The organism is Flavobacterium sp. RSSA_27 (assembly GCF_051547125.1).
GTDB lineage: Bacteria > Bacteroidota > Bacteroidia > Flavobacteriales > Flavobacteriaceae > Flavobacterium.
On record NZ_JBPTTN010000009.1, the window covers coordinates 21,210 to 33,029 of the forward strand.

8 protein-coding genes are annotated in these 11,820 nt (G+C 35.4%); 4 read left to right on the top strand and 4 right to left on the bottom strand.

Annotation, left to right across the window (positions count from 1 at the left end; genetic code table 11):
• Window positions 1-16 precede the first annotated feature (16 nt).
• The 4 genes from ACSVH5_RS12645 to ACSVH5_RS12660 all read right to left on the bottom strand — a co-directional run bounded on the left by ACSVH5_RS12645 (window position 17) and on the right by ACSVH5_RS12660 (window position 7,477).
• Window positions 17-2,836, bottom strand: coding sequence for a TonB-dependent receptor domain-containing protein (locus ACSVH5_RS12645; protein WP_438061774.1), 2,820 nt, complete (start codon window positions 2,834-2,836; stop codon window positions 17-19).
• Window positions 2,837-3,171: 335 nt separating this feature from the next.
• A complete protein-coding gene (gene glmS / locus ACSVH5_RS12650) occupies window positions 3,172-5,019 on the bottom strand; it encodes a glutamine--fructose-6-phosphate transaminase (isomerizing) (protein ID WP_438061775.1) in 1,848 nt (615 codons plus the stop codon).
• A gap of 11 nt (window positions 5,020-5,030) precedes the next feature.
• A complete protein-coding gene (locus ACSVH5_RS12655) occupies window positions 5,031-6,650 on the bottom strand; it encodes a DUF4270 domain-containing protein (RefSeq protein WP_438061776.1) in 1,620 nt (539 codons plus the stop codon).
• 20 nt (window positions 6,651-6,670) lie between these two features.
• Window positions 6,671-7,477 (bottom strand): glycogen/starch synthase, encoded by an 807-nt coding sequence (locus ACSVH5_RS12660; protein ID WP_438061777.1) that lies wholly within the window; start codon window positions 7,475-7,477, stop codon window positions 6,671-6,673.
• A 78-nt stretch (window positions 7,478-7,555) separates the two neighbouring features.
• Here ACSVH5_RS12660 and panC point away from each other — a divergent pair, with 78 nt between their 5' ends.
• The 4 genes from panC (at window position 7,556) to radA (ending at window position 11,764) form a co-directional block, all read left to right on the top strand.
• Window positions 7,556-8,434: a pantoate--beta-alanine ligase gene (panC, locus tag ACSVH5_RS12665; RefSeq protein ID WP_438061778.1), complete on the top strand. Its 879-nt coding sequence runs from the start codon at window positions 7,556-7,558 to the stop codon at window positions 8,432-8,434.
• Window positions 8,435-8,447: 13 nt separating this feature from the next.
• A complete protein-coding gene (gene panD / locus ACSVH5_RS12670; RefSeq protein ID WP_438061779.1) occupies window positions 8,448-8,798 on the top strand; it encodes an aspartate 1-decarboxylase in 351 nt (116 codons plus the stop codon).
• A gap of 453 nt (window positions 8,799-9,251) precedes the next feature.
• On the top strand, window positions 9,252-10,403 hold the full coding sequence (locus tag ACSVH5_RS12675) for an alpha/beta hydrolase (RefSeq protein WP_438061780.1): 1,152 nt from the start codon (window positions 9,252-9,254) through the stop codon (window positions 10,401-10,403).
• Complete coding sequence (radA, locus tag ACSVH5_RS12680; RefSeq protein WP_438061781.1) at window positions 10,403-11,764, top strand: DNA repair protein RadA; 1,362 nt, start codon at window positions 10,403-10,405, stop codon at window positions 11,762-11,764. Before ACSVH5_RS12675 ends, radA begins: the two co-directional genes overlap by 1 nt.
• Window positions 11,765-11,820: the final 56 nt, after the last annotated feature.

Below are 11,820 nucleotides of genomic sequence, written 5' to 3' on the forward strand. Positions count from 1 at the left end.
ATTTAAATAATGAATATTATGGGTTGATTGTCCAAGAAGCAAAATATTGTTGCCCGATTAATCCAGCTCCTAATACTTGACCGTACTCTCTTCTACCAATATTTGAAGCACCTACCTTAATTGTAGATTTCAAAGATGGGATTAAATAGTTCAATTGAGCATCAATTACAGTAGCAGCTTCAATCATACCGTCAGCAAAAGAAGATTGCCACAAGTACTCACTATTCCATCTACCACTCACATTAAATCCGAAATTTTTGAATACTCTTTCATTACCAATAGAAGCTTTTACACGATGTTTTGGTGTGTTGAAACCTGCTTCAAAACTTGGGTCTTGAGCCTGATCAAAGCTAAATTCTGCATAGTTGTAATTTACACCTACTTCAAAATCTTGGTACACTTTTCTAGTCAATCCAATTCCAAATCCTAACGATTTGATCTCTAAAGCAGTATTGGTGTACAATTGAAATGTTCTAGTATTCCCAGTTCCTAAAGCGTGTACTGACTGCCATCCTGTATCAGCAGGATTTGGTGTGGCATTTGGTGCATCTTGAGCAGTACCATATAATGGTGCCACTACATTTAAATTACCAATAAAATTATTATAGATGTTGTAGTAACCATTAATATCAATAGAGGTCTTGTTAACAAAAGAACGGTATCCTAATTCAAATGCTTTAACTTCTTCTGGCTTTACAAAATCAACATTCGTTTTTCTTAACAAAGCGGTATTGCCTCCAGCAGCCGCAAACGCAAGTACAGATGAAGCAGTATAAGAATTATTATAAGCATTCAATCCGTTTATGGTTGCAGTAGTACCACCAGCAAAAGATTGACCTAGTGCTGTTGCAACTGGTAACGTTTCAGAATATCTAGTTAAGTTATCAGGAGCAGATCCTAATAAAATAGCACTTCCTACATTAAATCCGATATATTGATCTTGAGTGGTTGGGTTTCTAAAACCTGTTTGGAAAGACCCTCTAAAATTATGGTTTTTATTAGCTCCAGCTGAGTATACTAAAGACACTCTTGGAGAAATATTCCCTTTAAAATTTTGAGATTTATCATAACGAATAGATCCTGTAAACTTCAAACGATCCTCCATCATTTTTTTAGTAGCTTGGGTATACATACCGTATTCATTATAATAAATAGGACCATCCGCATCTGTATAAATACGGCCTCCAGAATCCAATTGGTATTGTCTGAATGAACCTCCCACTTGGATTTCAGCAAAAGAAATTAAGTCTTTAAAATTGTAATTGGCATCTGAATGATAAATTCTTGAATTATCAAATAGTTTGGAACCTGATAAAACGTTTGGGTCTGACACAACTTGATTGAAAGCATTTTTGAACGCATCAGTACCTGGAATTAGTCTGCCAGTATCGGCAGTTTTTCTAGCATTAGCATGTGCTTGCTCAGGCGTTAACCCCCCTAGAGTTCCTGAGATGTAGGCCCCAGCATATTGCCCAAACCATGTTCTGTCATCTTTCCATTTTCTATTTACATTGATACCGGTAAACAACATATCATAAGAAGAACCTCCATCTTCGGTTGTGAAATACCCTCTTACAAAGAAATTCTTGCCTTTGAACTCAATTTTATGTTGTTGCATAAAAAAGTTATTCAAGTAGTAACGATTCGCTCCTTGATAAACGGTATTCCCAAAACCAAATTTACTTTGCCAAATCACTTCTAAATTTTCATTTCCGAAAGGACGGTAATGCAATGAAAAATCAATCTTAGTGTTTGCTACTTTATTATCTGTCAAATCTACCTCGTTGTAACCTGTTCTACTCACATTGGTGTTAGGCAATAAATTTACTGCAGAAGCAGGAATCAACCCTTGTGCAGCAAGAGCCGTACCCACATTTTTAATATTAGTAGCTACCTCATCACCATACACGTTAATACCATCATAATTGATCGTATTTCTATCAATTCCAGCTCTAGTCTTGTCATCATAATTTACTGCATGCCACTCAGTTCCTCTCATTACAGAGAAATTAGCTTTGGCTGCAAATTTATCACTAAACACTCCCGCCATTCTAACTCCATAATCATAGTAATCGTTTGTCCCAGCAGCTTGTTGACTTGTTTGTCCAAATTTGGCATAAGCAGTAATTCCAGGTGAAGAAAAAGGGTTTTTACTGTTCATAAACAAAATACCATTGAACGCATTGGCACCATATAAAGCAGAAGAGGCTCCTGGTAACAACTCAACACTTTGAACATCAATCTCTGAAAGACCGATAAGGTTACCTAAGGGAAAATTTAACAATGGAGAGGAGTTATCCATCCCATCTACTAATTGCATGAATCTAGTATTTGCTACAGAAGCAAATCCACGTGTATTGATAGATTTAAACGACATACTCGAAGTATTCATTTGCACTTCTTTCATATTCTCTAATCCATCATAAAAAGAAGGAGAAGCTGTTTTTTTTACCTCAGCAATACCCATTCTTTCAATGGTCACAGGAGATTCTAAAACACGCTCTGGAGTTCTAGAAGCCGAAACTACAATCTCCTCTAATTTGGTTTCTTCATCCAAAAGCTTAATTGTGATTTTTTGGGTGTAAGAAGTAACCGTTATTACTTGCGTTTTAAAACCCAAACTAGAAAACTCAACCTTTACAGGCAAAGATTTAATAGATTTCAAAACAAAATTTCCATCAAAATCAGAAGCTGTGCTTGCGTCTTGACCGATTGCTTTAACATTGACCCCCGGAATTGGCTGTCCCGTACGATCTGAAATGAACCCTGTAATTGAATTTTGAGCGAAGGTTACTCCACAAAAAAACAAAGACAAAAAAAGTAAATAAATCCTCATTTGGTTAGAATTAATTGGTTTAGGTCGTAAATGTAAAAATATTTTTGACATTATTAAAAATGGCCCCTAAAATCTGCCAAAATAGCATTAAAAAGGGCCAAAAAAACGCTTATTCTTAATGCAAAATTTACATTATACTGTATCATTTAGAGAAAACAATTGAAAAATAAATTATGCGCGCATAATAAATTGTCAATTCCCTATTTTTTGTGGTAATTTTTTGTGTTTTTAATAAAAATGAATTTGCTAACGAAATCGATTGAAAAAAATCACAAAAACGCATAAAAAAACCCCAAATGAAGCACATTTGGGGTTTTAAAATTTGAAAATCGTAGTTATTCTACAGTAACCGATTTGGCTAAATTTCTTGGTTGATCCACATTACAACCACGAAGAACAGCTATATGATAGGATAATAATTGCAATGGAATTGTTGTAATTAAAGGAGAAAGTGCATCAGAAGTTTCAGGGATTTCAATTACAAAATCAGCCAATTCACGCACTTGTGTATCCCCTTTGGTTACCACAGCGATGATACGCCCACTTCTTGATTTTATTTCTTGAATATTACTTACAATTTTATCATAATGTCCTTGCTTTGGAGCAATAACTATCACTGGCATATGCTCATCGATGAGTGCAATCGGTCCATGCTTCATCTCAGCGGCAGGATAACCTTCAGCATGGATATATGAAATTTCTTTTAGTTTTAAAGCGCCTTCCAAAGCTACTGGAAAATTATAACCACGCCCTAAATACAAACAATTTGGAGCATCCTTAAAGGTAGCTGCAATTAATTTGGATTGTTCATTTGTTTCTAAGGCTTCTAAAACTTTAGCAGGAATAAATTCCAATTCCTGTAAGTAAGTACGATAATCTGACTGGGTTAAAGTTCCTTTTGCTTTTGCTAATCGCAACGCCATCATAGTTAAAACGGTGATTTGAGTGGTAAATGCTTTAGTAGAAGCCACCCCAATTTCTGGTCCTGCATGGGTATACGCTCCAGCATGCGTTTCTCTAGAAATAGATGAACCTACTACGTTACATACACCAAAAACAAAAGCACCATGCTCTTTTGCTAATTTAATAGCAGCCATTGTATCAGCAGTTTCTCCTGACTGAGAAATAGCAATCACAACATCTTTGCTTGTGATAATTGGATTACGGTATCTAAATTCAGAGGCATACTCCACTTCAACAGGAATTCTTGTAAATTCCTCAAAAACATATTCGGCCACTAAACCTGCATGCCATGATGTACCACAGGCTACAATAATAATTCGTTCTGCGTTTAAAAATTTTTCCAGATTATCCTCTACACCAGCCATCTGAATAATACCTTCATTGGCATGAAGTCTTCCTCTATAGGTATCTTTAATTACATTGGGTTGCTCATAAATTTCTTTCAGCATAAAATGCTCATAACCTCCTTTTTCAATTTGCTCCAAATTCATTTGTAACTCTTGAATATATGGATCAACCAAAGAATCATCTTTAATTTTACGAACCTTCATGGGTTTGTGCAAACGAATGTTGGCCATCTCACCATCTTCTAAATATACAGCATTTGAAGTATATTCGATAAAAGGAGAGGCATCAGAAGCTACAAAAAATTCTCCTTCTCCAACTCCAATTGCCAATGGACTTCCTAAACGAGCGGCTACAATTTCTTCTGGATTTTTTTTATCAAAAACAGCAATAGCATAAGCACCAATAACCTGATTTAAGGCTAATTGCACAGCTTTTCCAAGCTTTAATTTTTCCTTTTTCTGTACTTCTTCAATCAAATTAACCAAAACTTCTGTATCGGTATCAGAGTGAAAAACATAACCTCTATTAATTAACTCTTGTTTTAAAGGAGCATAATTCTCAATAATCCCATTATGAATAATGGTTAAATCCCCAGAATTAGAAACGTGTGGATGCGAATTCACATCATTTGGAACACCATGAGTAGCCCAACGAGTGTGCCCCATTCCAATAGATCCATTACTGCTTATTTCTTCAAGAGTTTTAGTTTCTAAATCAGATACCTTTCCTTTTGTTTTACAAAGTTTAATGTCTTTACCATCGTATATCATGATTCCAGCACTATCATAGCCTCTGTATTCTAAACGCTTTAACCCTTTAATCACTATCGGGTAAGCTTCTCTATAGCCTATATATCCAACAATTCCACACATACTATAATTTTTTAATTCGGTTTGGTATAAATAATTTGTAATCGTAATCTTTTCTCTTCTGGTACGCTTGGATGTCCTCCAAAAAGTATCGTTCCTAAGGGGTTCAAAACTGAGGCAGTAGGAACATATGAGAACATTGTATTTGGAGTTTTAAGTTTATTAAATGACCCAATACCTATACTCTCAGTCACCACAACTCCTAATTTTACATTGGTAGAATCAGCATTTTTTATTAGGTTTTTGATGTGGTTCGTGATTCTTACTTTGTAGGTTAAACCTCTTCCATCCGTAACTGCTTCTTTAATTAGAGTTCCTCCAAAAATAAATTTGTCAAATTTTTCAGAACCCACGGCTCTTGGTGCTGTAGTATTATCCGTCAAATAATCTAAAACAGGGGTTTTATTCGTTAAGTTATAAAGGTAAATTCTGTTAGGTTCCAGATTGTTTTTCATTGAAGCAGCATCAATATTAAAAATCAAGTTGGCCTCATTGATTAACCATCCTTTACTTCTTATCAATTCCAATTGATCTGCAACACCATTATTATCTGCATCAGGCCCAAACAATTCCAACACCGCCAAGGAACCTGTCCCACCTTTTAAATAAAGTTTAGCATCACCTTCTGTTAAATTAGGAGTAGAAACGGCATTAATATAATCAACATTTGCATTGGTTTGTTCTAAGAAATTAACGGTATTACCTTTTAAATAAAGATCCAAAGTTTTGTTCACTCTTTTTACAGTAGTTACTCCATTACTGGTTGTTGACAAATCTTCTTTGTAATACATTCTAATGGTTCCTTTTGTAAAATCAATCAAAGCCATATTTTCATTGGCTCCTGTTTTTTCAATAGAAAAATACAATCCTCTAAAATAATCTTTAAAGGCATCATTGGAAGCCAATTTACCCGAGGGAGCATTTAAAATCTTAGATGTAAAAAAGGAATTGCTCAATTTTAAGCGCATGGCAGGCGCAGATCGCTTTGTAGTTTCTTTTTTAGTTTCTTCATCTATAGTTTTTTCTGCAATTTCAGTTGGATCAAAATAAAATGCGTCATTTTCAGCAACATTGGATGCATCATTGATACGATTTCCTTTCTTCAAAGCATCAAAATCATTTTTTTGATCATTATAAAATGCTTGTTTTTCTTTAAAGTTGGTAGTGGGATCCAAATCACGCATAAAATAACCGGATTCATAGATACTTAACTTGAATGGCGCTTTGGAAGTTCCGAAAATAGAATCTAATTCGTAGGTTTTGATTCCAGTTTTAGAATCCGTATCCTTCAGTTTGTTAAAATAAGGTATGGTTATCACCACACTATCCATAACAGCATTTGCACCAATTTCAGGATTGGCTTTTTCTAAAGTTAATTGAGTAGCAAAACTCGCAGAAGTAGTTCCAAATGTTGCATTAGTATAAAATCCTAATGCATTGATAGGCAAATTATCGGTTTGAACCACTCCTGTTTTTTGATTGTACGCTTTTACTGAATAATACTCTTTTACTAAATCAAAGTTATTATTCCCAATTAAATCTTCCCCAACTACATTGAAGTCTTTATCACAAGAAAACAAAATAAAAAAACTACAAAGAAGGAATAACTTCTTTAAGAATGCCGTATTGTACATAAAATAGTGTAAGTTAAATATTAAAGCACCTGCTCTTTATAAAAATTGGTATACGCCTCTGCGAATCCCTCTTTTGGAGTGAAAGGTAAAAAAGGTTTGGTGGAAGATTCTATAAATTTTGTTAAACTTGGAGTCAAATTAGTTGAAGCAACGATGACTGCATCAGAGTTTAAAATTGCGGTTTTCAAAATGTTTTCGTAATTAGGCACTTCTAAATCCGCTATTGCTTCATGAGGAACCCCATCAAATTTCACTTTATTAATCATATCAGCATCTAAAGATTCGGAAAAAGATTCGGAATAAACAGAAGTAACGATTTTAGTTTCGGAAAACAAGGCCTCGTTTTTGTAGTAATGTTTCATATAAACAGGCAACATTGAAGCCATCCATCCATGAACATGAATAATATCGGGAACCCAGTTCAGTTTCTTAACCGTTTCCACAACTCCCTTTGCAAAAAAGATCGCTCGCTCATCGTTATCGGGATACATCACCCCATCTTCATCAGCAAAAGTAGCTTTGCGTTTGAAATATTCATCATTATCAATAAAATAAACCTGAATGCGTTCTTTTGGGATAGATGCTACCTTAATAATTAAAGGCATGTCTAAATCATTTACCACTAAATTCATCCCAGAAAGACGAATTACCTCATGCAATTGATGTCTTCTTTCATTAATATTCCCATATCGTGGCATGAATATTCGTATCTGCCCTCCTTGATCGTTGATCATTTTTGGCACATCATAGGACATCAAAGAGACCTCATTCTCAGCAAGATAAGGAACAACTTCAGATGACACATATAATATCCTCTTATCTTTCATAGTATTTTTTACTTTATGTATTGGCAATAAAAACGTGGCAAAATTACAAAATTTTATGCAGTTATGGACTAAAATATTATGTTTGCACCTAATTATAATAAAATGTGCATGCAAATCTTCAATAAAAACATCGAATTAAGAGCTTTTTTGGATTCCCAAACGGTTCACAATTCTACCATCGGTTTTGTTCCCACCATGGGCGCTTTGCATGAAGGTCATTTGGCATTAATGCAGCGATCCTTACTTGAAAACGAAGTAACAGTGGTCAGTATTTTTGTCAACCCTACCCAATTCAACAATCCTGAAGACCTTGCCAAATATCCTAGAACTCTTGAGGCTGATGTTGCAAAAATGAAGGCATTAAACAAAAATATAATCGTTTATGCACCTAGCGTTGAGGATATTTATGAAGGAAAAACTACTGCTGCATCTTTTGATTTTGATGGCCTAGAACATCAAATGGAAGGAAAATTCAGGCCAGGTCATTTTGACGGTGTTGGTACTATCGTTAAACGACTTTTCGAAATCGTATGCCCAACAAATGCTTATTTTGGTGAAAAAGATTTCCAGCAATTACAAATCGTAAAAAAATTAGTAGCCAAAAACCAACTTCCTGTAACGATTGTTGCATGCCCAATTCACAGAGAATCAAATGGTTTAGCTATGAGTTCCCGTAATTCAAGACTAACTGCATCCGAAAGAAACGAAGCCGCTATTATTTACAAAATACTAAACCAGGCCAAAGAAAAATTCCAAACTCAAGAGGTTGATTTGGTGGAAGAATGGGTCAAAAAAGAATTCGAAAAACACCCTTTATTTGAATTAGAATATTTCGTTATTGCTGAAGAATCCACACTTTTACCTATCACTTTTAAAGAAAAAGCTAGAAATTGTCGTGCATTTATTGCTGTTTTTGTTAACAACATCCGTTTGATTGACACGATACCATTTAATTAATTACCTTTGTCGCATGCAAATTCAAGTAGTAAAATCTAAGATTCATCGTGTAAAAGTAACTGGTGCCGATTTAAATTATATCGGAAGCATTACTATTGACGAAGCCCTATTAGATGCCTCCAATATCATCGAAGGAGAAAAAGTTTCCATCGTAAACATCAACAACGGCGAGCGTTTTGAAACGTATGCCATCAAAGGAGAAAAAAACTCAGGCACCATTACCCTGAATGGCCCAGCAGCTAGAAAAGTTCAAAAGGATGACATTATTATTATCATCTCTTACGCTACTTTAGAATTTGAAGAAGCCAAAACCTTCAAACCTTGGATTGTTTTTCCTAATGAAAATGACAATTCTCTTACCTAATTTCATTTTTCTTTATCAAAGTTGAAATAATAACGGATTTTCTTTACTTCATTTGTGTGAAGTAACCGCAACAATGGCAAACGCACCATTTATTTTTTCGCCTCGAATGAAACTAATATGCACTAATTTGTGATACTAAAATTTGAATGACACGATATTATCTTCATGGGCAAATTTGTGCTATTTAAGATATTATAATTTGTTTTAGTTTTTTTAATTCTATCTAACACTTTTTTTAATCTTTGAAAATCAGCGAATCAGCGGTAAACAAAGTTCGCCAAACTGCTGTCAAAGTTTTTTTCACTTTCTTGAAATTAGTGGCTATTTTTCATTTTTTTAAACTCATGCGTTTGACCAGGAACGGCAACAAATTTTTGCGAAATATCCATAAAATAAATTAAAATGGTATCTTGCTCTGTTTTTAATTCAACCCTAATTTAGAATTCCAAAATCATGAAAAAGGTCTTATTTCTTCTATTGTTTTCGATTCCATTTTTTGCTCAAAACAAAACCGAAACCTTTGATTCACAAAAGCTAGCCGAAAAACGAAAAATAACCATAAGTTTACCGCTATCCTACGAAAAAAACACTACCAAAAAATACCCATTACTTTTATTATTGGATGGTGACATTTTGTTGGATCCTTTTTATGGGGCTATTGTTTATGGAAGCTATTGGGATGACTTTCCAGAAACTCTAATTGTTGGCATACATCAAAATCAAAACAACGAGAGGGCTGAAGACAGTGAATATGAAGCAACACAAGGTCTTCCGTCAGAAAAGGGCGCTGCTTTTTACGAATTTATTGGCCAAGAATTACTACCCTATATTGAAAATAAATACCGTGTAGCCCCATTCCGAATGATTGCAGGTTTGGATACTACGGCTGGATTTTTAAACTTTTTTCTATACAAAGAAAACCCCATTTTTAACGCGTATATCTCACTAAATCCAGAGTTGCCACCATTAATGGAGACAAGAGTTGCCGAACAACTAAGCGCCAGTAAAAACCCCATTTTCTATTATCTATCAACTAGTAATGATGAGATCCAACAAATCGCTGAACCCATAAAAATGCTTGATGATAATATAAAAAAAGACCTGAATCCACTAGTCAATTACAAATTTGAGTCTTTTAAAAGCGCGGGGCATTACTCTCAAACTTTATTTGCCATTCCGAGTGCCTTACATCAAATTTTTGAAACCTACAAGCCGATAAGCTCCTCTGAGTTCACTAATACAATAGCGGTATTACCATCAGGTTATGTTGACTATTTAGAAAAAAAATATGCGAAGATTCAAGAAACCTTACACCTGAATTTACCCATAAGAATCAATGACTTCACTGCCATCGAGGCTGCCATTTTAAAAAATAAAGCATATAATGAATTGGATCAGTTGGCCATATTAGCCGATAAATATTATCCAAAATCAATGCTAGCCGAATACGAGTTAGGCTTAATGTATGAAAAACAAGAAGATTACAAAAAAGCCATGAAACGTTATCAAAATGCTTCTCAAATGCAGGAGATTGGTGCTTTAACCAAAACATTTGTGCTAGAGAAATATGATTTAATGCAAAGTAAAATTGCTCCAAAAAAATAATGGCTAAAGTAAAAACTACCTTTTTTTGTCAAAATTGTGGCGCTCAATATGCCAAATGGCAAGGACAATGCAATTCCTGCAAAGAATGGAACACCATTGCAGAAGAAATTATTCAAAAACAAGAGAAGGTAGCTTGGAAAAGCGAACCTGTTGCTTTGAGTAAAGCGCCACGCCCGTTGCGCATCAACGAAATTGATTCGACAGCTGAAATAAGACTAGACACCACCGATACTGAACTAAATCGTGTATTAGGAGGCGGAATCGTTCCTGGTTCCTTAATTTTATTGGGTGGAGAACCAGGCATAGGAAAAAGCACATTGTTACTCCAAATTTCCTTAAAACTGCCTTACAAAACCTTATATGTTTCTGGTGAAGAAAGTCAAAAGCAAATCAAGATGCGTGCAGAACGCATTACTCCCAATGGAGACAATTGCTATATTTTGACCGAAACCAAAACGCAAAACATCTTTAAGCAAATCGAGGCGATGCAGCCTGAGATTGTTATCATTGATTCGATTCAAACGCTGCATACGGATTATATTGAATCGACTGCAGGAAGTATTTCTCAAATTAGAGAAACCACTGCAGAGTTGATAAAATTTGCCAAAGAAACCAATGTACCAGTGATTCTTATTGGCCACATCACCAAAGATGGCACGATTGCCGGGCCAAAGATTCTGGAACACATGGTCGATACGGTTTTGCAATTTGAAGGCGACCGAAACCACGTGTACCGCATCCTTCGTTCACTAAAAAACCGTTTTGGATCGACTGCTGAAATAGGAATTTATGAAATGCTAGGCAGTGGCTTACGCGAAGTTTCCAATCCGTCTGAAATTTTGATTTCGCACAAAGACGAACAACTCTCTGGAACCGCAATTGCGACAACGCTAGAAGGTATGCGTCCTTTAATGATAGAAATACAAGCGCTTGTAAGCACCGCTGTTTACGGAACACCTCAACGAAGCACAACAGGTTACAATGCCAAACGATTGAATATGATTTTGGCTGTTTTAGAAAAAAGAGCTGGTTTCCGATTAGGCGCTAAAGATGTCTTTTTGAACGTAACAGGAGGCCTTTCGGTTGATGACCCAGCGATTGATTTGGCTGTGGTTGCCGCCATCTTATCTTCAAACGAAGACATTCCTATCCATAAAGATTTTTGTTTTGCTGGAGAAGTTGGACTTTCTGGTGAAATTCGTCCCGTGAATCGAGTGGACCAACGCATACAAGAAGCCGAAAAACTGGGTTTCTCAACTATATTTGTTTCTAAATACAACAAGATTGCGCTTAAAAATACCGGGATTCAAATTCGGTTAGTCACAAAAATTGAAGATGTAGCAGCCGAACTGTTTGGGTAACGTAAACCCATAGCCCTGATGGAAGTGGCATCCTTTTAAACCTGTCAGGTTTAAAA

Excerpts from the sequence above, each read along its gene's own strand:
- ACSVH5_RS12645 (WP_438061774.1), bottom strand. The coding sequence starts at position 2,836 with ATGAGGATTTATTTACTTTTTTTGTCTTTGTTTTTTTGTGGAGTAACC.
- glmS (WP_438061775.1), bottom strand. The coding sequence starts at position 5,019 with ATGTGTGGAATTGTTGGATATATAGGCTATAGAGAAGCTTACCCGATA.
- ACSVH5_RS12655 (WP_438061776.1), bottom strand. The coding sequence starts at position 6,650 with ATGTACAATACGGCATTCTTAAAGAAGTTATTCCTTCTTTGTAGTTTT.
- ACSVH5_RS12660 (WP_438061777.1), bottom strand. The coding sequence starts at position 7,477 with ATGAAAGATAAGAGGATATTATATGTGTCATCTGAAGTTGTTCCTTAT.
- panC (WP_438061778.1), top strand. The coding sequence starts at position 7,556 with ATGTTTGCACCTAATTATAATAAAATGTGCATGCAAATCTTCAATAAA.
- panD (WP_438061779.1), top strand. The coding sequence starts at position 8,448 with ATGCAAATTCAAGTAGTAAAATCTAAGATTCATCGTGTAAAAGTAACT.
- ACSVH5_RS12675 (WP_438061780.1), top strand. The coding sequence starts at position 9,252 with ATGAAAAAGGTCTTATTTCTTCTATTGTTTTCGATTCCATTTTTTGCT.
- radA (WP_438061781.1), top strand. The coding sequence starts at position 10,403 with ATGGCTAAAGTAAAAACTACCTTTTTTTGTCAAAATTGTGGCGCTCAA.